This window comes from Methylobacterium sp. HJ2 (genome assembly GCF_056431005.1).
Window position 1 is genome coordinate 396,056 of record NZ_JBWJYM010000002.1, and the last position, 21,964, is coordinate 418,019.

Here is a 21,964-nt window from a genome sequence, read left to right on the forward strand (position 1 = left end):
TCCGCGTCGCTCTGCGCCCGCGACCAGCGTTCGACCGGTGTCGTGACGGGGGCTCTCGTGCGCCGAACCGGTATCCCGTTCGGCGGACGGCAACCACCGTCTGCCGCCGGCCCGAGGGGCGGCGTCAGGGGCCGGGTCGCGCCCCGATCAGAGCTGGATCGGCCGTATCAGCCTGCCGGGGATCGGGGCGATCGACAGCGGACGCTCCGCGGCCGGTTGGTCCAGCCTGCCGAACGGATCGTCGTCCGTGCCGTTCCAGGCCGGGTCGGCCGCCTCCGGGTCCGCTGCGTCCGGGTGCGCGTCGCTCAGGACGCCGAGGGGCGCGGCGTTGCCGAGGGGCGTCGTCATGCCCCAGATCGCCGCCTGCGTCCGGTTGCGCACCCGCATCTTCCGCAGGATCGCCTTGACGTGGCCCTTCACCCGGTTCTCGGGCAGGCCGAGCTGCAGGGCGATATCGCGGTTCGAGGCGCCGCGCACGAGGCAGGCGATGATCTTGGTCTCGCGCGGCGAGGGCCGGAAGGCGCCCGCCTCGGCGACGGGATCCAGGCGGCTCTCCTGCACCGGTGCGGCCGCTTCGCAGAGCGGCTCGGGGCCGAGCTCGGCGGCGGGTGGCAGGCTCGGGACGATGCGGTGCCCGAGCAGGGCGAGTTCCAGGGTCTGGATCAGGATGTCGATGCCGGTCGTGTGCGTGAGGATCGCCGCGGCGCCGCTCTCCAGCATCGGCACCACCTGCTCCTCGTCGAAGCTCGAGCACAGGCAGAGCAGGGCCGCCTGGGGGAAGCGCGCGCGGGCCGCGCGGACTTCGACCAGGGACAGCTCGACTCTGGGCTGCGCGCACAGGATGGCGACGCGGGGCACCCGGTCCCCCGATCCCAGCCCGCACCCGCTCTCGTCCGCCGCCATCACCGCGAACCCTTTGGGGGCGAGGAGGCGCCGCAGGCCGTCGCGGAACAGGACCGTTCCGCCCAGGATCACGGTCGGGACCGGATCGTTGCGCGATGCCTGGGCATCGTCACCGCTGTGCACCAAGTCGATCATGATACAACTCGATCCTTCAGGTTCCGCGATGGTCGGGTGCAGCGTATCGAGCTGCCGAAGAAAGGCTCCTTTAGGTTTTTACACCTACTCCCTGTTTGTCTTACGAAGAGCTAGAAGAAGTTTCTACAGGGGCACACTAAACTAAATTAACAATCGCTCGCCGATCAGTAGATTCTTCTCGTTACGGACCTTTCGAAAATCTGGACTCGGTCGAGGCGGCCCTCCTCGACGCTCCGGTGCGGGAGGTGGGATCCACGCATTTCCCGTGCCGAGCGGCGAATCGCGGCGGCAGATCCACCGTAGTCAAGCGCTCTGGAGACGAAGAGACATTTTAAGGATTAGAGGCCCGACCTTCGGCGCAACCATCAGCCTTTCGGATTAGACCAGATTGCAACGCCGGATCTCGGCCGCGGATTCTATGATGATCGTATCGGATAGTGCCGGCACGAGACACGCCATGCTTCCTCAAACCTCCGCCGCCCTCGCTTCCTCCGCACCCACGGGGCCGGCGCGCCGGCCCCAAGGCGACCGGCAGGACTGGGCCGAGAGCTTGCGCCGGGATTATCCCGATCTCGTCGGGCGCGGGCCGAGACCGGCCTCGGGCGCGGGCCGGGCCGTCCGGACCGGCGCGGCCCTCGCGGCGCTGGCGCTCGGGACCGGAGCGATCGCCCTAGCGGGATCGTCCCTGCCGCTGCACGAACCGGGTGCCGGATCCGCGGCCCTCCTGCAACGCGCAGAGGCCGGCGAGGCGCGGGCGGCGGACCTCGCCCGCGAACTGGCGCAGGCCCGATCCGCGATCGCCGCGGCCCAGGGCGAGACGCTGCGCCTGCGCGAGACGGCGGGGCAGATCGCGGCGACCGAGAAGGCTGCCAAGCAGGCGACCGAGCAGGCCGATGAGGCCCGCCGGGCCGCGGAGGAGGCGGCGCAGGCCGCCGAGACGCGGATGCGCGAGCAGGTGACCGTTGCCGAGGCCGGAAGCGCCCAGGCGCGGCACGAGGCCGAGGCGCTGCGCCGCGAACTCGCCGCTGCCGTGGCGGCGCGCAACAGCGCCCTGGAGGCCGCGGCCGAGGCGCGGAGCGGACGTCTGGCCGCCGAGGCCGCACTCGAGAAGGCCGCCCCGGACGTCATCCCGCCGCCCGAGGGGCTGGAACCGATCGCGCCCGTGGCCGAAGCCCCGCCCGCCGAGAGCGCGCCCGTCGCCGGGCTGCGCTTCGCCGCATACCCGGATCTCCCGCTGCCGGACGCCCTCCGGACCGAAGCGGCGTCCGGGGTCGCGACGGCGGACGCCGCGACCCGGCCCCTGCCCGACGACAAGGCCGTGTCCGCACGATCGCCGACGCGCGGAGCGGTCGCGGAGCCCGGCCCGATCCGGCGCCCCAAGCGGCAGGCGGCGGCAACGGTCCGGGTGCCGGAGGGCCGCCGGATCGGGCGCGAGTCCCGCGCCGAGCCGCGACGGTCCGGATCGCAGGGCGGCGCATCCGCGAGCGTGGACCGTCGCCCCCCGGAGGAGTGAGGGCATCCCGAGCCGGGTCTGTCCGGTCGGGATCCGCGGACGGCGCTCCGGCCGCTCGCGGCAGCGCGCCGTCGGCGGCGCCCGCAGCGGTGCGACCGACGGGGACCGGGCCGCCCGGTCGGCGCCGAGGCGCGGATCGGCGGTGCGGCGGTGCGGCGGTGCGGCGGGCGCCGCAGAAATCCTTCGGAACGCTCGAGCAAGAACTTGGGACGCTCGGTCATTCCCCTGACTGCGCCGAGATGGCTCTTCTCGGTCCGTGTGCCGCAGGGCGCCGGGCGGGGAGCGATGGATGAGGCAGCAGCAGGACATTCCGGCGTGGCTGCGCAGGCGGCGCTTTCCGGATCACATCAAGCTGCTCATCGCGGCGGGGCAACGCCGCAGGGCAGCCGATGCGGAGCCGCCGCCGGAAGAGCCGTCGAGATCGACGATCATTCCCTTCCCGGTGCGGCGCGGCGGCTGACGCCACGGGCGCGGCCCGCACCGTCGGACGCTGTCCGGCGCGGCGCGGAGACGCTCTTCTCGCCGCGCCGCGCGGGGTCTCAGCCGCGTTGGGTGATCGGCACGTACTCGCGACGATCCGGACCGATGTAGAGCTGGCGCGGGCGACCGATCTTCTGGGACGGGTCCTCGATCATCTCGGCCCACTGGGCGATCCAGCCGACGGTGCGGGCCAGCGCGAACAGCACCGTGAACATGTCGGTCGGGAAGCCCATCGCCTTGAGGGTGATGCCCGAGTAGAAATCGATGTTCGGATAGAGTTTCTTCTCGATGAAGTACTCGTCCTTGAGCGCGATCTCCTCGAGCTTGACGGCGACCTCCAGCAGCGGATCGTTCTGCTTGCCGAGCTCCTTCAGCACCTCGTGGGTGGTGTGCTGCATGATGCGCGCGCGCGGATCGTAGTTCTTGTAAACCCGATGGCCGAATCCCATCAGGCGGAAGGGATCGTTCTTGTCCTTGGCCTTGGCCACGTAGGCATCGACCCGGTCCGGGGTGCCGATCTCCATCAGCATCTTCAGCGCCGCCTCGTTGGCGCCGCCATGCGCCGGCCCCCACAGGCAGGCGATGCCGGCCGCGATGCAGGCGAAGGGATTGGCTCCCGACGAGCCCGCGAGGCGCACCGTCGAAGTCGAGGCGTTCTGCTCATGGTCGGCGTGCAGGATGAAGATCCGATCGAGCGCTCGGGAGAAGATCGGGTTGACCTGATACTCCTCGCACGGAACGGCAAAGCACATCCGCAGGAAGTTCGATGTGTAGTCGAGCTCGTTCTTCGGATACACGAAGGGCTGACCGATCGAGTATTTGTAGGCCATTGCCGCGAGCGTCGGCATCTTGGCGATCATGCGCATGGAGGCGATCATGCGCTGGCTCTCGTCCGAGATGTCGGTCGAGTCGTGATAGAAGGCCGAGAGCGCGCCGACGCAGGCCACCATCACGGCCATCGGGTGCGCGTCGCGGCGGAACCCGGTGAAGAAGCGGTTCATCTGGTCGTGCACCATGGTGTGGCGCGTGACCCGGTAATCGAAGTCGGCCTTCTGGGCCGGGGTCGGCAGTTCGCCGAACAGCATCAGGTAGCAGGTCTCAAGGAAGTCGCCCTGCTCCGCGAGCTGCTCGATCGGGTAGCCGCGATAGAGCAGGACACCCTCGTCGCCGTCGATGTAAGTGATCTTCGATTCGCAGGAGGCCGTCGAGGTGAAGCCGGGATCGAAGGTGAACGTGCCGGTCTTGGCGTAGAGCTTGCCGATATCGACGACGTCCGGCCCGATCGTGCCTTTCTTGATCGGAAGCTCGACCTGCTTGCCGTCCACGGTGATCGTGCTGGATGCGCTCATAGGACGTGGACCTTTCCTCGCAACGGGGCGGTGCCGGCCCAAGGTCGCGTCATCCGGCGGCCCAGGACCCTGAGCACGGCAGTTTTGCTGCAGGTGCTCACAGGCCACCGGGTTAGCGGATCGTCCCTGCGCCTTCAACGGGGCGGATCGCTCCGCCCTTCCGGCCGTAGCGAAATCCGGGCCGTGCTGTCAGGTTTCCGTCGGCCTTGTGCGCCGCAATCGAATCGGCCGCGCGCCTGGGGCCGGTCCCGATCGCGGCGCGACGGGGCACGGCTCCCGACCTCCGTCGTGACGGGCCCTCCCGCGCCGAATCGGCATCCCCGCCGGCGGGAGGCGCGCTAGCTGCCGGCCTGGTCCCGCAGCCGCGCCAGGCTCTCCTCCCGCCCGAGCACCGCCATCACGTCGAAGAGCGGCGGCGAGGTGGTGCGTCCGGTGAGCGCGGCCCGCAGGGGCTGGGCGACCTGTCCGAGCTTGAGCCCGCCGGCCTCGGCGAATCGGCGCAGGGCGGCCTCGGTCTCCGCAGCAGTCCACGCCGTCAGCGCCTCGAGGTCGGGCAGCACGGCGCCGAGGCGGGCGCGCGCCTCCGGCGTGAGGAGGGCCTTCGCCTTCTCGTCGAGGGCGAGGGGGCGGGCGGCGTAGAGGTAGTAGGCGCTGTCGAGGAGCTCGATCAGGGTCTTGGCGCGCTCCTTCAGGCCCGGCATCGCCCGGATGAACTGCTCGCGCAGGGGATTCGGGAGCGGGGCTGCGAGGCCCCGGGCGGAACCGACGTTCGGCAGCACGGCCTCGATCCCGTCCACGAGGGCGGCATCGTCCGCCCCCCGGATGTAGAGGCCGTTGAGGTTCTCCAGCTTGGCGAAGTCGAAGCGGGCCGGCGAGCGGCCGATCGCCTTCAGGTCGAAGGCCGCGATCATCTCGTCCGTGGAGAACACCTCCTGGTCGCCGTGGCTCCAGCCCAGCCGCACGAGGTAGTTGCGCAAGGCCGCCGGCAGGTAGCCGAGATCGCGATAGGCGTCGACGCCGAGCGCCCCGTGGCGCTTCGACAGCTTGGCGCCGTCCGCCCCGTGGATCAGCGGGATATGGGCCATCAGCGGCACCGCCCAGCCGAGGGCCGCGAAGATCTGGCTCTGGCGGGCCGCGTTGGTGAGATGGTCGTCGCCGCGGATGACCTGGGTGACGCCCATGTCGTGGTCGTCCACCACCACCGCGAGCATGTAGGTCGGCGTGCCGTCCGAGCGCAGCAGGACGAGGTCGTCGAGGTCGCGGTTGGCCCAGGTGACGCGGCCCTGCACCGCATCCTCCACCACCGTCTCGCCCTCCGTCGGCGCGCGCAGGCGGATGACGGAACTGGCCCCCGCCGGCGCGTCGGACGGGTCGCGGTCGCGCCAGCGGCCGTCGTAGCGGGCGGGACGGCCCTCGGCGCGGGCCTGCTCGCGCATGGCCGTGAGTTCCTCGGGCGTCGCGTAGCAGCGATAGGCGTGGCCCGCCGCCAGCAGGCTCTCGGCCACCTCGCGGTGGCGCTCCGCCCGGGCGAACTGGAAGATCACGTCCCCGTCCCAGTCGAGGCCGAGCCAGCGCATCCCGTCGAGGATCGCGTCGATCGCCCCCTGGGTGGAGCGTTCCCGATCCGTGTCCTCGATGCGCAGCAGCATCCGGCCGCCGGTGTGGCGCGCGTAGAGCCAGTTGAACAGCGCGGTGCGGGCGCCTCCGATGTGGAGGTAGCCCGTGGGCGAGGGCGCGAAGCGCGTGACGACGGGTGACGACATCGGTCTCGGATGGCAGGTGCGATGCGGACGCTCGGACCGCATGGCATGCGGGCACGAGCAGGGGATACGGGCGACGGACGCGGGAGCGCGGGCGGAAGGGGCGGATCCGGCCGTCCGAGCGGGCGGCTGTAGCATGGCCCCGCCGATGCGTTAAGAATTCGTTGCACGGCGCGAATGGTCACGCCGCAGGGCGGCGCAGGGATGCGGCGAATCGGGACAGGCAGCGCGGGAGGCGGCGCGGGCGGCGCCCTGGCGCTCTTCGGCCCCGCCCGTCCGGCGCTGGGCCGCCTCGTGCCCGCGCTCCGGGGCTGGACAGCGGCCGGCCTCGCGGTCGAGGCCGAGCAGCGGCGCCTGTTCCCCTGGCTGGCGGTCGCGTTCGGGGCGGGCATCCTGGTGTTCTTCGGGCTGGCCGACGGGGCGCCCGTCCTCGCCGCGCCGCTGCTATGCGCCGGGCTCTGCCTCGGGCTGACGCCGCTCCTGGGCGCCCGGCCGGCGGCCCTAGCCCTCGCACTGGCGCTCGCCGCCGGCTTCCTCGGCTTCGCCGCCGCAGCCTGGCGGATGCAGCGCGTCGCGGCGCCCGTGCTGAGCCGTCCCCTGATCGCGCCGCTGTCCGGCATCATCGAATCCCTCGACGAGCGCGAGGAGGGGGCGCGCCTCGTCGTCGTGGTGTCGAGCCTCGGCACGCTCGCGCCGGAGGCCCGGCCGCGCCGGGTGCGCGTCTCCTTCCGCAAGGCGCCGCCGCTCAGGCCCGGCGACACCCTGCGGGCGAAAGCGCGTCTGCTGCCGCCGCCGGAAGCGGCGCGGCCGGGCGGCTACGACTTCGCCCGAGACGCCTATTTCCGGGGGATCGGCGCGGTCGGCTCGCTCATCGGCCCGATCGAGATCGTGCCGCCCGCCGAGCCGCCCGGCCTCGCCCTGCGCACCGCCGCCGGGATCGATGCGGCCCGCAACGCGCTGACGCGCCGGATCGCGGACGCGAACGGGGGGCAGGCGGGCGCCGTCGCGGCGGCGCTCGTCACTGGCAAACGCGGGCTGATCGCGCCGGGCACCAACGACGTGCTGCGCGCCGCCGGGATCTACCACGTGGTCTCGATCTCCGGGCTCCACATGGTGCTGGCGGCCGGCGTCGTGTTCTGGCTGGTGCGCGCGGCGCTGGCCCTCGTGCCGCACCTCGCCCTGCTCTGGCCGATCAAGAAGATCGCCGCCGCGGTCGCGATGGTGGGCGTCAGCGCCTATTGCGCCTTCTCGGGCTGGGACATCGCGGCCGAGCGCTCGCTGGTGATGACCCTGATCATGCTGGGGGCCATCCTGGTCGATCGCCCGGCCCTGTCGATTCGCAACCTCGCGCTCGCGGCCCTCGTGGCCCTGGCCCGCGAGCCCGAGGGGCTGCTCGGACCGAGCTTCCAGATGTCGTTCGGCGCGGTCGCGGGCCTGATCGCCTGCGCCCGGCTGTTCGACGGGCGCCTGTTCCGGCGCGAGGGCGCCGGCCGGCTCGGGCGGATCGTCGCCGGAGCCCTTTCGGGGATCGTCGGCACCCTCGCCACGACGCTGGTGGCGCAGGTCGCGACGGCGCCCTTCGCGACGTTCCACTTCCAGACCGTCCAGCCCTTCGGGATCGTCGGGAACGCGCTGACGCTGCCGCTGGTCTCGCTCGCGGTGATGCCCTCGGCGGTGATCGGCATCCTCGCCTATCCGTTCGGCCTCGACCTGCCGGTCTGGTGGCTGATGGGGCAGGCGGTGCGCGGCATGCTGGCGATCTCGGGCTGGATCGCCGGGTTCGGCGGCGCGATCCTGGTGGTGCCGGCCTTCGGTTCCGCCGCCCTGGGGCTGCTCGCCGGGGCGCTGGTCCTCTCCACCCTGCCGGCATCGCGCCTGCGCTGGCTCGCGCTCGCGCCGGGCCTCGCGGGGCTCGGGCTGGCCGCCGTGCCGGAGCGCTACGACCTCTACGTCGATCGCCAGGGCTCCGGCGCGGTGCTGCGCGGGACGGATGGCCGGCTCGCGATCCTCGGGAAACCGTCCGGATTCGTGCTGGAGCAATGGCTGAAGGCGGACGGCGACGGGCGCAGACCCGCGGAACTCGCCAGTGCCGGCCGCTGCGACCCGGTCGGCTGCGTGGCGCGGCTCGCGAACGGGCGCGCCGTGGCGCTGGTCAAGGACCGACGCGCCTTCGCGGAGGATTGCGCCCGGGCCGCCCTCGTGATCTCGAGCCTCGCGGCCCCCGTCGGCTGCGAAGCGTCCCTGGTGATCGACCGCCGCTACCTCGCGCGGCACGGCGCCGTCGGGCTGCGCCCGACCCCGGACGGGTTCGCCGTCGCACGGGCGCGCGCCGCTCGCAGGTCTGATCCGGCGGTCGCACCGGATCCGGCACCGCCGAAGCCGCCGATCCGGGGATCGCCCCCCGACGAGCCGGGCGGACCGGCCGAGGAACCCGGCGAGAGCGAGGCGCCCGCGAACGAATCGCTTCAGTAGCGCCGGACGAGGCTGACGAGGCGGCCCTGGATCCGCACCCGGTCGGGCCCGAGCACGCGCGTCTCGTAGGCAGGGTTGGCCGCCTCCAGGGCGATCGAGGAGCCGCGCTTGCGCAGACGCTTCAGCGTCGCCTCCTCGTCGTCGATCAGCGCCACGATGATGTCGCCCGTATTGGCCGTGTCCTGCTTGCGGATGACCACGAGGTCTCCGTCGAGGATGCCGGCCTCGACCATCGAGTCGCCGCGGACCTCCAGGGCGTAGTGCTCGCCGCCCGCCAGGAAGTCCGGCGACAGGGTGATGGCCGAGCTCTGGTTCTGGATCGCGGCGATCGGGGTGCCGGCCGCGATCCGGCCCATGACGGGGATCGAGATCGCGCGACCGCTCTCGTCGGTCGCATGAGTCGTGGCCGGGCGCGGCGGGGTCTTGCCCTTGCCGCCCTCCACGACGCTCGGGGTGAAGCGCCGCGCCTCGGGCGGGGTGGCCTGGGCGGCAGCGGCGGTCGCGATCTCGCCGAGGCTCTCGGGGATGCGGATCACCTCGATGGCCCGCGCCCGGTTCGGCAGGCGGCGCAGGAAGCCGCGCTCCTCCAGGGCGGTGATCAGGCGATGGATGCCGGATTTCGACTTGAGATCGAGCGCATCCTTCATCTCGTCGAAGGACGGCGGGACGCCACTCTCGCGCATCCGCTGCTGAATGAAGCGCAAGAGATCCAGCTGTTTACGCGTCAGCATCGGGCGGCACTCGCATTCGGACCAAGCGGGTAGGACGACCGCGAACCACGGCCTCGGAAACAAACCACGAACACGTTAAACGTTCCGCAAGTGTTCCGCAAGCCTGGCCGAGCGATCGCGCCTGCGCGCGGTTAGGGCGCGGTGCTGCTCCGAGTGCGTCGGATCCCTGCGACGAGTTCGGTCTCCCGGTCGAGGATCGCCGCCTGGGCCGGCCCGCCACCAAGGATGTTCAGCGCTGTGCTTTGCGCCGGTCCGGGCTCGGACGGCTCGCGCTGCGGCAAATCCGCTGGCGCTCCAGAGCCGTCGAACAGGACCGCTGCGCGGCGCATTGTTCTTGCTCACGCGATAGGAGACGAATCGTGGCCTTGATCTTCGCTCTACTTCTCATCCTGCCTCCGCTGGGGATCGCCGTTCTCGACCTTCTCCGGATGCGGGCCACCCGCGCTCTGTGAGATGGGTCACACATTCGTGTGATCGCAGACCTCAGGACGCACGAAGGCCGGCCCGCCGCGCTGCGACCGCGGCAACGCGACGAGTGATTCTGCCGCCGGCTGATCCAACGCCTCCGCGAAATCCCTGCGCCGACGGCGCCCCGCGACAGCTGGGCCGCTGGTCCTTTGCAGGCTGCGCCGTACTTGTCAGGGACAAAACAACACTTGGAGGACACATGATGCGCGCATCGATCGTCGGATTTGGTCTGGCTCTGCTCTTTCCCCTCGCTGCCCACGCGCAGGATGCGGGCGACCCGGCGGCCGGTGAGAAGGCGTTCGCGCCGTGCAAGGCGTGCCACAATTTCCAGAAGAACGGCGTCGGCCCCGACCTGAAGGGCGTCGTCGGGCGCAAGGCCGGCACCTACGAGGGCTACACCTACTCCGCCGCTCTGAAGAATTCCGGCCTCACCTGGGACGAGGCGAACCTGCACGAGTGGCTCAAGAACCCGAAAGCCAAGGTGCCGGGCACCAAGATGGTCTTCCAGGGCTATCCGGACGACAAGAAGATCACCGACCTGATCGCCTATCTCAAGACGCAGAGCTGACGATAGGGCCGCGGCGCCGCAAGCTGGGCGCGGCACGACGAAAGCCGCCGGGGCCGGTTCCGGCGGTGGTGCGAGCCGAGAGCCCGGGTCATGCCGGCCCGGTTCGGCCGCCCTCCCCATCTGCAGCCGGAGGGCGGCTGCAAGGGTAGCCTCGCACCGATCCGTGTCCTAGCATGGGCGACGATCGCATCGGGGGATGGTGCTGCGATGATCGTGTTTCAGCTCATCTACGCGTCGCGCCCGTTCGGATTCGATCAATCCATCCTCAACGGCATCCTCTCGCAGTCGCGCCGATGCAATACCCGGGACGGCATCACGGGCGCCCTCATCTGCCGAGCGGATATCTATCTGCAGATGCTGGAGGGCTCCGAAGAGGCGCTGATGGCCACCTACGGCCGGATCGAGCGCGACGATCGGCACCTGGAAGTCAAGCGGCTGTCCTACGAACCGGTGCGCGAACGCCTGTTTCCCGGCTGGGCGATGCGCGATGATCCCGCGCGGTCGTTGATGTGGACCCAGGCCGAGGTCGCGGACGGCGCGCTCGCAGGGGCGACGCCGAAGCAGGTGCTCACGATCTTCGAGCGTCTCGCGGCAATGCCGGCTTGAGCACAGCGCAGGGACGGCTTCGCCGCCTCGGCTGAGAGGCTGAGACGACGCGGCCTATACGGCCCGACTCTGCGAAGCGATCTGCCCGACATCGAACAATCGTTGCGCGAGAAGCACGGCAGTCGGCGCATCGACCGCCGATGCATCCGCTCCGACCCGCTCGACCAGATCCGGATGGGCCAGGAAGACCGGACCGCCGACCATGACGCCGATGAAGGGATTGCGGGACGCCTTCCGGACGGATCGGATGGCCGTGGCGAGTTGCTCGAGCCGGCCCTCGTGGCTGAGCGTCAGGCCCACGACGGCGAACCATTCGGAGGCGACCAGCCGGGCGATCTCCTCCGGCTGGGACGCCAGGCCGTTCGCCACCGCCCAGCCCGCCCGGCGCATGAACTGCTCGATGATCCGCACGCCGAACGTATGCTCCTCCCCGGGTGCACTCATCAGGAGCACTTGCCGGATACCGAGGGTCGCGGTGGCACGCCCGTCTGCGCGAAACCGCGACAGGAGGAGCTGAAGGCGGGCCACGCCGGTCGTCACCTCGAGGAAATCGCACAGATCCTCATCCCACATCCGGCCGAGCAGGGCCGCCGCCGGCGCCAGGAGATCGAGGAACAGGTGCTCGACGGCGTAGCCCTTCTCGACGAGCGCGGCGAAGGCATCGACCGCGGGCGCGACGTCCGGGCCGAGCACCAAGTCCGTGAACCCGGCGACCTGTGCGGGTTCGAGCTTGGCCAGGGCTTTGGGTTGATCGGGCACGAGGCCGCGGTGCCGGAGCACCAGCCGCGGGATGATCTCGGCTTGAACGACGCTGCCCAACGCCAGGCAGCGCGCACGCGCCTCTTCCGCCGCCCGCTTGCGCGCGTAGGCCTGACGGGCCTTCGCCAAGCGCTCGGCATCGTGGATTGCCGGGTCGGACCCGCGCGCATCGAGCGAAGCTAGATCCTGCATCGTCTCCGCCCCCGCGTCGGTGTGTCGGCGACCTTGATGATCTGCCGCTCGTTGCGGGGCATCAGAGCCGCAGCCGGCGCCGATGTCAAAACCCGCCCCCGCGCGGGCGCGCGACGCGCGCGGCTGCAAGGCCCGCTCGGCCTGCGGCGGGCCTCGGAACGCGGGCCGCGCGATCCAGGGGCCGGCCGAATCGGCGCGGATACTGGGGACTCCGCCCCCGGAGAGGGTCCCGATCGCGCGGCGACGCGGCCCACGTCCCCTGCCGAGACGGCCTGATCGCGAGGTGACATGAAGCGGCCGATGCAGCCCGTTGCTCCGGCAAGGCGCTCGGCATGAGGAGGCGGCCCGGGTGAGACGGCGGCGTCGCCCTCCGAAACCCCGTGGCGAAGGGTCCGCCGGCCTCGACAGCCGCGCTCCGGTCCATACAGTGCCGCGGATGCGCTTGGCCGGTTCCGCCCTCGTCCTCATCGCCATGCTCGGCGCCATCGCCAGCGGCCCTGACGCCGTGGCATCCGGGCGCGCTCGCGCATCCGTCGATCCCGTTCGGCCGTCCGCCTCCGAGGCCACGCGCTTGGTCCGCGCTCACGTCACGAACGGCTTCGTCACCGTGGAGCAGACCCTCGCCTATGCGCAGCGGCTCCGGCCGGAGAGCTTCCGGGTCGATCGCATCTGGGCCGAGAGGCGCGCGGGCGAGCCCTTCATGCGCGTCCACCTCTGCTACTGGCTGCGCAATCCCGGCATCCCGGCCCAGCCCACCTGCGGGATCGACTACATCGTCGCCGTCGATCCGACGCACGTCGCGCTCGCGGAGCCGCTGGACGGCCTCGGCCGTGATCTGCAGGCCGGGCGAGACGCCTTCGTCCGGGCCATCGATCACGAGCTGGCCTTGCAGCGCAGGCCCGCCGAGAAGGCCCTGAGAGACATCCTGGCCCCGGTCAATCCGTACGACTGGCGGTAGGTCGTACGCCGCGGACCGCCGAACCCGCAGGCGCGCCGGGAGGCACCCTCCGGGCCGGGTTGCCAGGAGATCCGGCCCTCTGCGCCGTATACGCCCTGCCTAGATCCCTGCCCTGGTCAGGGCGGGTCTCCCGGTGCGCCCGACGGATCCGTGCGAAAGGGCCGGGACCGGACCGTGCGGGAGACCTTGTGCCTTGACGAAGCGCCTCCAAACGTAGTCAAACGCGCCTCCGACGCCCCGAAACCGCCAGAGTTGACAACGGGTTCGATGCGTCTGCCGGTGTAGCACAGCGGTAGTGCAGCGGTTTTGTAAACCGAAGGTCGGGAGTTCGATCCTCTCCACCGGCACCACGAACAGCGCAGGTTTTCAGTAAACGGCGGATCTGTTCGAGACATCGGCAGCCTATCGGCGCACGGCGCGGCTCCGGATGCTTCTCGGAACGCCTCGTCCCTCTGCGCGCACGGGCATTTCCGACAAGTAGATCCATCGTGATCCGCCCTCGCCAATCCGTCCGACCGCACGTGCGTCCTCGACTGGCCTGACGCCGCGTCGAGCGCGGCTGTGGCAGTGGCTCGCGGGCCCGGAGAACATTCCTCGGCGCGGCACGTTGTGCCCCTCGGTCGGCAGCCGACCCCGCGGTCGGCAGCCGACCCGTCGCGCGCGGGCTTCCCCCCGTCCCGGCCCGACACTGCGTCGAGGAGACGATCGTGGAGCCATCGACCCTGGCCGCGGCACGGCCGGAGCACGTGTCGCCGGAGCGGATTCGGGCTCCGCGGCCGGGCGCGGCGCCTGTCGTCGGAGCCCGGGTATGAGGTCGCGGATCGCCGCGTGGCTCGAGATCCTGGGCGATCAGTTCTGGCTGCGGCCGGCCCTGATCGTGTGCGCGTGCCTGCTACTGGGACAGATCGGGATCGGGTTCGAGGCCGCCCGGGACCTCGGCCCGGATGCGTCGGCCGCGCACTGGGGCTATTCCGGCGGCGCCGAGGGCGCACGCGCGCTCCTCAGCGCCATTGCGTCCTCGACCATCGGGGTCGCCGGCACGACCTTCTCGATCACGATCGCGGCGCTGTCCCTGGCATCGGGTCAGATGGGGCCGCGCCTGCTGCGCAACTTCACCCGCGACGCGCGCAACCAGGTCGTGCTCGGGATCTTCCTCGGCACCTTCGCCTACGCCCTGGCGGTGCTGCGCACCGTGCGCACCGTCGCGGAGCAGTCCTTCGTGCCGCACCTCGCCATCACCGGGGCGATCGGGCTGGCGCTGATCTGCCTCGGCACCCTGGTCTGGTTCGTCCACCACATCGCCGCCAGCATCAACGTCGAGACCGTGGTCGACGCGGTACACCGCGATCTCTGCGCGGCGGTCGCCGCCCGGACGCTGGACGCGGCCGATCTCGCGCCGCCGGCTGATCCGCCGCGGGGCGGCGCGGTCGCGGGCACGGGCAGCGGCTACCTCCAGGCCCTCGACCCCGCCGCCCTGGCCGATTGGGCGGCGGCGAAGGGCGTGGTCGTGGCGCTGCGCGTGCGCCCGGGCGCCTACGTACCCGCCGGCTACCCCGTCGCCCAGGCCTCGCGCGCGGTGGCGGACCTGCCCGAGATCCTCGACGCCGCCCTGACCTTCGGGCGCCGCCCGGCCGCGCTGCAGGATCTCGAATACGCGGTGCGCCAGCTCAGCGAGATCGCCGTGCGGGCCCTCTCGCCCGGGATCAACGATCCGTTCACGGCCGGCAGCGTGGTCGATCACATGGGGGACGCGCTCGCCAGGATCGCCCCGCGCCACCTGCCGACGGGCGCCGTGGCGCGGGACGGGCGCGTCGTCCTCGTGCATCCGGTCACGGATTACGGCGGGCTCTGCGACGCGATGTTCCACATGATCCGGCAGAACGCCGCGGGCTCCGTGCACGTGCTCGGCCGGATGCTGGACGTGCTGACGCGGGTCGCCGAGATCGAGCGCCGCGCCGACCGCCGGGCTGAGCTCGCCCGCCACGCCGGCCTCGTCATCGCGGCGGCATGCCGGGACGTGGCGGATCCGGACGACCGCGCCGACCTGGAGGAGCGCCATCGCCGCTTCCAGGCCTCGGCCTGCGCCTAGAGGGCCGTCCGCGACCGGAGGCGGGCAACCCCGTCACGCAAGGGGTCGGCCCCGATCGCGGTGCGCTGCGGGACCGGGCATCCGCAGCGGCGGAACGCGCCGGCCTGGTCCGCCGACGCGGGCGTCCGGCTCGGCCGGACGCGGCGTCCTAGGCGGCGGCGAGCCAGGAGCGGGCCTCGTCGATGCGGGCGCGCTCGAACACCTTGATCTGCGCGGGCGAGACGAAGCTGAAGGTCTCGGCCAGCATCTTGAGCCACTGCGCGTCCGTCACCAGGGCGACGTGGCTGACGCCCTTCATCATCGAGAGGCCGAAGCGCGGATCCTTGAAGAAGGCCGCCGGCTCCATGCCCTCGAAGGCGCGGATGTCCTCCAGGAGCTTGATCTTGCCGCCCTTGTCGAGATCGGCCTTCATCGCGGTCATCACCGCGTTCATCTCCTCGTCGGTGATCTTCCCGTCGACCACGATCTCGGCGACGTTGGCATCCGGCTTCTTGGTGTAGCTCAGCACTGGTCGGGCTCCTCGCGGCCGTCCGGGCCCTTCGCGGGCGTCGGCGGCCCGGCACTCTCCTACAAAAAGCTCTGCGGGTCGACATCGACGGCGACCCGCACGTTCCCGCGCGGACGGGGGGCGCGCGCGAGCCAGTCGCGCAGGTAGCCCTGAAGGTCCACGCCGCGCTCGGTCTTCACCAGCAAGCGGAAGCGGAAGCGCCCGCGCACCAGGGCGAGCGGAGCCTCGGCCGGCCCGAGCACCATCACGCCGGCCGGCGGGTCGGCCGCGCGCGCGAGCGCCTGTCCCTGCGCCTCCGCCGCCTCGCGCTCGGCCGCCGAGACGATCAGGGCCGCGAGCCGGCCGAAGGGCGGCAGGCCCGCGGCCTCGCGCGCGGCAACCTCCTCCGCATAGAAGCGCTCGGCGTCCCCCGAGAGCAGCGCCGCGATCACCGGATGGGTCGGCTGGTAGGTCTGGACCAGGGCCCGGCCGGGCCGCTCGCCGCGGCCCGCGCGCCCCGTCACCTGCTGCAGCAGCTGGAAGGTGCGCTCGGCCGCGCGCGGATCGCCGGAGGTGAGGCCGATATCGGCATCGAGCACCCCAACGAGGGTGAGGTGGGGGAAGTTGTGGCCCTTGGCGACGAGCTGGGTGCCGACGACGATGTCGCATTCGCCGGCCGCCACGGCCTCGAGCTCGTGGCGCAGCCGCTCGGCCCCGCCGGGAAAGTCGCTCGACAGCACGATGATGCGCTGGTCCGGGAACAGCTCGGCGGCCTCCTCGGCGATGCGCTCGACGCCGGGGCCGCAGGCCGTCAGGTTGTCGAAGGTGCCGCACTCGGCGCAGGCCTGCGGCCGGGGCTCGGCGTAGCCGCATTGGTGGCAGACCAGCGCCTTGCGGAAGCGGTGCTCGACGAGCCAGGTCGAGCAGTTGCGGCAGCGGTAGCGGTGGCCGCAGGCCCGGCAGAGCGTCAGCGGCGCATAGCCCCGCCGGTTGAGGAACAGCAGCGACTGCTCGCCGGCCGCGAGGTTCGCCCGCATGGCGGCCACGAGCGGCGGGCTCAGGAAGCGGCCGCGCTCGGGCGCGTCGAGGCGCATGTCGATGGCGCGGATGTCGGGCAGGCGCCGGCCGCCGAAGCGCTCGGGGAGCCGGACGTGGCGGTAGCGCCCGCGTTCGGCGTTCACCCTGGTCTCGATCGAGGGGGTGGCCGAGGCCAGCACCACCGGACAGCCCTCCAGGCGCCCGCGCACCACCGCCATGTCGCGGGCGTGGTAATGCACCCCGTCCTCCTGCTTGTAGGCGGCCTCGTGCTCCTCATCGACCACGATCAGGCCGAGCCGGCGGAAGGGCAGGAACAGGGCCGAGCGGGCGCCGACGACGACCGCCGCATCGCCCGACGCCACGGCCGCGCGCAGGCGCTCGCGCCGCTTGCCGCCGATGCCGGAGTGCCAGGCGGCCGGGCGCACGCCGAAGCGGGCCGCGAACCGGTCGAGGAATTGCGCGGTGAGCGCGATCTCCGGCATCAGGATCAGGGCCTGGCGCCCGGCGCGGACGCAATGGGCCACGGCCTCGAAATACACCTCGGTCTTGCCCGATCCGGTGACGCCCTCGAGCAGGATCGTGCCGCCGCCCGCCTCGGGGCGCGGGAGACCGGCCTCTCCGGCCTCCGGCGGCCGCAGGCCCGGGACGAGATCGAGCGCCGCCGCCTCCTGCGCGGCCGAGAGCGGCACGCGCGGGTGCTCCGGGTCGGGCGGGGGCGCCACCGGCTCCGGCTCGACCGCGACCGCCTCGAGGGCGCCGTCGTCGATCAGGCCGTCGACGACGCCGACCGAGACGCCGGCCTCCTTGGCGAGCGCGCTCTTGCCCCGCAACGCCCCGTCGGCCGCGGCGGCCAGCACCTTCGTGCGCGCCGCGGTCGCCCGCGCGGGGGGCTTTCCGGACAGGCGCACCCCGACGCGCGCGGTCTCGCGGGCGGCGGCCTCGTCGGGCAGGCGCAGCACCATGGCGAGCGCCGAGCCCTTCGGGGCCAGCGTGTAGCGGGCGATCCAGTCGACGAGGCGGCGCAGGGGCTCGGAGAGCGGGGGCAGCTCGAGCCGGCCCGTCACCGGCCGGAGGTTCGAGCCGCCGGGACTGCGGGCGAGGCCCCAGACCACGCCCACCGTCTCGCGGGGCCCGAGGGGCACCTGCACCACGTCGCCCTCGGCGAGTCCCAGCCCGTCCGGCACGACGTAGCTGTAGGCGGTGTCGAGGGCGAGGGGGATCAGGATCTCGGCGATGTCGGGCATGCGGGATGGGGCTGGCCTCAGGCCTCGGATCGCGGGTCGGCCCGCTCCTCGTTCCGGGTTCGTACCATAGCTTGCAGGGAAGCGGACGCGTCTCGATCGGAAGGCCGGCGCAGGGACAGGGCGAGCGGGAGGGCGGCGAGGCTGAGGGCGGCCATCGCCCAGAACGCCCGCGCGCCGAGGCCCGCGTAGAGGGGGCCGGCCGCGAGCGTCACCAGGGCGCCCGCGAGCCCGAGGCCGACGCTGCCGTAGAGGGTCAGCGCCGTCGCCCGCAGAGGCGGGGGGATCGTCTCCTCGATCAGTCCGAGGCAGGCGAGGTGCAGCAGCGCGAAGCTGAGGCCGTGCAGCGCCTGCGCGGCGGCGAGCCAGGGGAGCGCCTGCGTCTCGGCCACCGTCGCCCAGCGGATCGCGCCGGCGACCGCCGCGAGGGCGAGGCCGCCGGCCGGTCCGATCCGGCGCAGGAGCGGGGGGCCGAGGGCGACGAAGACCAGCACCTCGGCGGCGACCGCCTCCGACCAGAGCAGCCCCGCCGCGCCCGGGCCGATGCCGGCCCCGCGCCACAGGATCATGGCGAAGGCCTCGTGGAGGGCATGCGCGCCGACGACGAGGCTCGCGACGAGCACGGTGCGGCGGAAGCGCGGGCGCCCGAGCACGTCGCGAAAACCCTTCGCACCCGCGGCCGGCTCGCGGCACGGTCCCTCCGCGCGGCCCAGCAGCAGGCGCACGAGGAAGCCCGTGGCCAGGAACAGGACGCTCCCGGCGAGCACGGCGGCGGCAAGGCCCTGCGCACCCACCAGCCAGCCGGCCGCCGCGGTGGCGGCGATGAAGGCGGTCGAGCCCGCGGCCCGGACCCGCCCATAGGCGAAGGCCGCTCCTCCACGGGCGGCGCCGAGCGCCAGCGCGTCGGCGAGGGGGGCGAGCGGCGCGGTCGCCACCGCGTAGAGCAGGCCGACCGCGAGGACCGGCCCGAAGCCCTCGGCCGGCAGATGCAGGGCGGCGAACAGCCCGGCCGCCGCGGCCGAGAGCCCGAGGATCCCGCGCGCGGCGTCGCGCCGGTCGGCGAGGCGACCGGCCAGCGGGGCCGCGACCAGCCGGACCAGGGTCGCGGCGGCGAGCACCGTGCCGATCGCCTCGGGGCCGAGACCGCGGGCGGCGAGGACGTTCGGCAGGATCGGGGAAAGGCAGCCATAGGCGCCGTAGAGCCCGGCATAGAGCAGCAGGAAGCGGGCGAACCCGCCCGTGTCCCCCGACGCTGCCCCCGACCGGCTCCCCATCGGCCGAGCCTAAGCAGGTTCGCGTCGGCGGGCCAGGGCGTCGCCCGACTCGGAGGCGCTCCCGGTCCGTCCGATGCGCGAGCCTCACCTTCGGAGCCGGCGGCCGATCGGGCGCGGCAGCGGGCTGCGTGCCCGGGCACACGGACGGGATCGCGCCGGCCTGATGACTTGCCACGGCGCACCGTCGCACGAGGAGGCCGAAATGAATGAAAAGGATCAGGTCCTGAAGATACTCGGCCAGCACTTCCTGCGGCGGATCAACTTTACCTTCCAGGGCGGTTCCGGAGACGTCACCGTAACCAGCAAGTCATTCCAGAAGATCGTGAGCCTGATCAAGGCGGATACGATGCACGTCGCGATCGACAGAACGCTGACGACGGCGGGCGAGTGGCGCGCAGGCACCAACACGCTTGCTATCCTGCCGATCCGGGGCCGGTACGACGAGGCTACGGTCCTGCACGAGAGCCTGCACGGCCTGTTCGATATCGAGAAGACGTCGCTGCTGGCGATCAACGAAGAGGCCGCGTGCTATGTCGTGGACGGGCTCTACTATAAGATGACGGGACTTCGGGATGCGCGTGTCGACAATCCGATCGACAACGCCGCCAAGCCCCTGGCCACGCAGGTTCTGAAAGCGAGCGTCGATGGCTCCACCCCGACCGTGACGCTCGGAGCGACGGGGTGGGGAAAGCTTCTGGATGCGGTCCGAGCCGACAGCACCTACGTCCCCGTGGTGAATGCGGGCGCGACATTCATGTACACGCACGACGGCTAGAGCCGCACCCGGTCGCTGCGATCGGGATCGGCTCCAGGCTTCTAACGCGCGGTGGTCTCGCGCCGGCTCAGAACCGTCCGGCGATGGTCAGCCGCACGGCGGTGGGCTCGACGGGATGGAGATGCCGGTCGGCGACGCCGTCCGCCGGCTCGCCGGGCAGGCGGGATGTGTAGAAGTAGGTGATCTGGTCGGCCTTGGCGTTCGTCAGGTTGAGCACGTCGAGGGAGACGCTGATCCCGTTCTCGAAGGCGTAGCCGACCCGGCCGTTGAGGAGCGCGGTGGGCTTCGAGCGCACCGCATTGTCCTCGATCAGGGGGCGGGGCCCGAAGTAGCGGACCCGCATCGCGCCGAACCAGCCGAGCCCCTCGCCCAGCGTGATCCCCGCCGAGGCGATGGTGGTCGGCGCCTCCGGCACCCGGTTGCCGGCCGGGTCGGCGTCGGAGAAGCGCGCGTTGGTGACGGTGAGGTCGCCCTCCAGCCGCAGCCAGGGCGTCACCGCGTAGCGGTTCGTCCACTCGACGCCGAAGCGGCGGGTCGGCCGGCTCGGCTCGGTGGTGCCGGTGTCGCCCTGGAACAGGTTCTCGGAGGCGAAATCGAGCCGGAACAGCGCGACCGCGGTCTCCAGCCCGGCGATGCTGCGGTTGCGGACCCCGACCTCGTAGCCGGTCGAGGGCACCAGGAAGGGGGCACGCTGGACGGTGAAGAGGGGGCTCGCGGGATCCACCGTGGCGGTCACGCCGCGCACGTCGTTCGAGTGGAAGCCGCCGCCGTAATTCACGTAGAGTTCGGTATCGAGCCAGGGGCCGAGCACGAGGCCGAGCTTCGGGTTGACGATGCCGTCGCGGACCCGCCCCGCATTGGCGGCCGTGTCGGAGCGGACCTCGGCATAGTAGCCGTCCGCCCGGACGCCTACGCTGGTGCGCAGCCAGTCGGTCCAGCGCAGGCGGTTCTCGTAGTAGAACGCCCCGCTCGTCTCCAGCACCCGGTCGTCGAGCACGGTCGAGCGGGTGAGCCGGTTGGCGGTGTTGAACAGCCCGACCCGGATCGCGTCGGTGCGTGTCTGCACGCCGATCTCGTTCTCCATCGGCAGGCCGAGCAGATCGCCCGGGAAGACGTGGGAGATCTCGCCGCCGCCGAGCACCCGGTCGTCGCGCTGGCGGAACTGGTCACCGTTGACGGGATCGTTGAGGCGGTAGGTGAAGTCGTTCCAGAGGTTCATCCGGTAGCGGATGAGGTAGCCCGAGGCTCGGGTGATGCCGGCCTCGCCCGTCCGACTCCAGCGGCCCGAGAGCGAGAAGCGGCCGGTATCGCCGCCATCGGTCGGGTCGAGGGTGCCGTAGCGGCCGATGAGGCCCTCGGCCACCGCCCGCTCGGGGATCTGGTTGGTGGCGTTCCACGTGGCCCAGTAGGCCATGCCCGTGACGGAGAGGCCGTCGAGGGCCGTGCCCTGGCTGTAGCGGACGACGCCGTTCAGCTTGGCGAGCCGATCCGGCACGTCCCAGGGCCCGTCGTAGGTCTGCGCCTCGCCCGCCACCAGCAGGTTGCCCGCGCCCAGCGGCGTGGAGGCGATGGTCAGAGCGCGCTTGTAGCCGAAGGACCCGATCGCGGTCAGCGCGACGTTCCGTGCGACCGTGTCGAGATAGTCGATCCGCACGGAGCCCGCCGAGGCGAAGTCGCCGTCGCGCACGAAATAGGGGCCCTTGTGGAACTCCACCGCGCCGACGAGCTCGGGGATCAGGAAGTTGAGATCGGCGTAGCCCTGGCCGTGCGCATGGGTGCGCAGGTTGACGGGCATGCCGTCCACCGAGATGGCGATGTCGCTGCCGTGGTCGAGGTTGAACCCGCGCAGGAAGAACTGGTTGGCCTTGCCCTCGCCCGAGTGCTGCGTGACGATCAGGCCCGGCACCGCCTCGAGCACCTCGCCGGGCCGGGTGACCGGCCGGCTGTTGACCTGCGCGCCCGAGAGGAGGCCCGCGCTCGCCGCATCGACGCGGCGCAGGCCGCCCCCGATGCCGGTGACGCCGCCGACCGCGGCGGCATTGGCAGCCGGCTCGCGGGAGGCGGCGGGATCGGCGGCGACGACGGAGATTTCGGCGAGATCGACCGCCTCCGGCCCGGGCGCGGCGCGAGCCCGGGCGGGCATGAGCGAGAGGGATGCGGCGCAGG

General features: G+C 72.1%; 17 protein-coding genes and 1 tRNA gene. 9 read left to right on the top strand and 9 right to left on the bottom strand.

Annotated elements, in window-relative coordinates; genetic code table 11:
• Positions 1-147: 147 nt before the first annotated feature.
• Complete coding sequence (locus ACS5RC_RS06440; protein ID WP_478342997.1) at positions 148-1,038, bottom strand: helix-turn-helix transcriptional regulator; 891 nt, start codon at positions 1,036-1,038, stop codon at positions 148-150.
• A gap of 457 nt (positions 1,039-1,495) precedes the next feature.
• Between ACS5RC_RS06440 and ACS5RC_RS06445 the strand changes: the two genes are divergently transcribed.
• On the top strand, positions 1,496-2,551 hold the full coding sequence (locus ACS5RC_RS06445; protein WP_478342998.1) for a hypothetical protein: 1,056 nt from the start codon (positions 1,496-1,498) through the stop codon (positions 2,549-2,551).
• A gap of 289 nt (positions 2,552-2,840) precedes the next feature.
• A complete protein-coding gene (locus tag ACS5RC_RS06450; protein WP_478342999.1) occupies positions 2,841-3,011 on the top strand; it encodes a hypothetical protein in 171 nt (56 codons plus the stop codon).
• Positions 3,012-3,090: 79 nt separating this feature from the next.
• Here ACS5RC_RS06450 and gltA read toward each other — a convergent pair whose 3' ends face one another.
• Both gltA and gltX read right to left on the bottom strand, forming a co-directional pair.
• Positions 3,091-4,380, bottom strand: coding sequence for a citrate synthase (gene gltA, locus ACS5RC_RS06455; protein WP_478343000.1), 1,290 nt, complete (start codon positions 4,378-4,380; stop codon positions 3,091-3,093).
• 338 nt (positions 4,381-4,718) lie between these two features.
• The gene (gene gltX / locus ACS5RC_RS06460; protein ID WP_478343001.1) at positions 4,719-6,143 is read right to left on the bottom strand and encodes a glutamate--tRNA ligase; all 1,425 of its coding nucleotides are present in this window, start codon (positions 6,141-6,143) and stop codon (positions 4,719-4,721) included.
• A 201-nt stretch (positions 6,144-6,344) separates the two neighbouring features.
• Here gltX and ACS5RC_RS06465 point away from each other — a divergent pair, with 201 nt between their 5' ends.
• Positions 6,345-8,612 (top strand): ComEC/Rec2 family competence protein, encoded by a 2,268-nt coding sequence (locus ACS5RC_RS06465; RefSeq protein WP_478343002.1) that lies wholly within the window; start codon positions 6,345-6,347, stop codon positions 8,610-8,612.
• On the opposite strand, the gene lexA is transcribed toward ACS5RC_RS06465, so the two are convergent.
• Positions 8,606-9,343, bottom strand: coding sequence for a transcriptional repressor LexA (gene lexA / locus ACS5RC_RS06470; protein ID WP_478343003.1), 738 nt, complete (start codon positions 9,341-9,343; stop codon positions 8,606-8,608). The genes ACS5RC_RS06465 and lexA overlap by 7 nt on opposite strands.
• Before the next feature lie 670 nt (positions 9,344-10,013).
• Between lexA and ACS5RC_RS06475 the strand changes: the two genes are divergently transcribed.
• Positions 10,014-10,379, top strand: coding sequence for a c-type cytochrome (locus tag ACS5RC_RS06475; protein ID WP_478343427.1), 366 nt, complete (start codon positions 10,014-10,016; stop codon positions 10,377-10,379).
• Positions 10,380-10,586: 207 nt separating this feature from the next.
• A complete protein-coding gene (locus ACS5RC_RS06480; protein ID WP_478343004.1) occupies positions 10,587-10,985 on the top strand; it encodes a BLUF domain-containing protein in 399 nt (132 codons plus the stop codon).
• A 54-nt stretch (positions 10,986-11,039) separates the two neighbouring features.
• Here the strand turns inward: ACS5RC_RS06480 and ACS5RC_RS06485 are convergent, their stop codons facing one another.
• Positions 11,040-12,065 carry a cobalamin B12-binding domain-containing protein gene (locus ACS5RC_RS06485; RefSeq protein ID WP_478343005.1) on the bottom strand — a complete coding sequence of 342 codons (1,026 nt, stop codon included), beginning with the start codon at positions 12,063-12,065 and terminating at the stop codon, positions 11,040-11,042.
• A gap of 313 nt (positions 12,066-12,378) precedes the next feature.
• Between ACS5RC_RS06485 and ACS5RC_RS06490 the strand changes: the two genes are divergently transcribed.
• From ACS5RC_RS06490 to ACS5RC_RS06500, 3 genes are all read left to right on the top strand, one after another.
• On the top strand, positions 12,379-12,894 hold the full coding sequence (locus ACS5RC_RS06490) for a hypothetical protein (protein ID WP_478343006.1): 516 nt from the start codon (positions 12,379-12,381) through the stop codon (positions 12,892-12,894).
• Between the two features lie 275 nt (positions 12,895-13,169).
• Positions 13,170-13,244, top strand: a tRNA-Thr gene (locus ACS5RC_RS06495).
• A gap of 458 nt (positions 13,245-13,702) precedes the next feature.
• On the top strand, positions 13,703-14,983 hold the full coding sequence (locus tag ACS5RC_RS06500) for a DUF2254 domain-containing protein (protein WP_478343007.1): 1,281 nt from the start codon (positions 13,703-13,705) through the stop codon (positions 14,981-14,983).
• A gap of 148 nt (positions 14,984-15,131) precedes the next feature.
• Here ACS5RC_RS06500 and ACS5RC_RS06505 read toward each other — a convergent pair whose 3' ends face one another.
• From ACS5RC_RS06505 to ACS5RC_RS06515, 3 genes are read right to left on the bottom strand one after another with little or no spacing between them, the layout of a single operon-like run.
• Entirely contained in the window at positions 15,132-15,491 is a 360-nt protein-coding gene (locus ACS5RC_RS06505; protein ID WP_478343008.1) for a SpoIIAA family protein, read from the bottom strand.
• Between the two features lie 59 nt (positions 15,492-15,550).
• Entirely contained in the window at positions 15,551-17,752 is a 2,202-nt protein-coding gene (locus ACS5RC_RS06510) for a primosomal protein N' (protein ID WP_478343009.1), read from the bottom strand.
• Between the two features lie 17 nt (positions 17,753-17,769).
• Entirely contained in the window at positions 17,770-19,023 is a 1,254-nt protein-coding gene (locus ACS5RC_RS06515) for an MFS transporter (RefSeq protein WP_478343010.1), read from the bottom strand.
• Positions 19,024-19,225: 202 nt separating this feature from the next.
• Between ACS5RC_RS06515 and ACS5RC_RS06520 the strand changes: the two genes are divergently transcribed.
• On the top strand, positions 19,226-19,798 hold the full coding sequence (locus tag ACS5RC_RS06520; protein WP_478343011.1) for a hypothetical protein: 573 nt from the start codon (positions 19,226-19,228) through the stop codon (positions 19,796-19,798).
• Between the two features lie 67 nt (positions 19,799-19,865).
• On the opposite strand, the gene ACS5RC_RS06525 is transcribed toward ACS5RC_RS06520, so the two are convergent.
• Complete coding sequence (locus ACS5RC_RS06525; protein WP_478343428.1) at positions 19,866-21,941, bottom strand: TonB-dependent receptor; 2,076 nt, start codon at positions 21,939-21,941, stop codon at positions 19,866-19,868.
• Between the last annotated feature and the right edge of the window lie 23 nt (positions 21,942-21,964).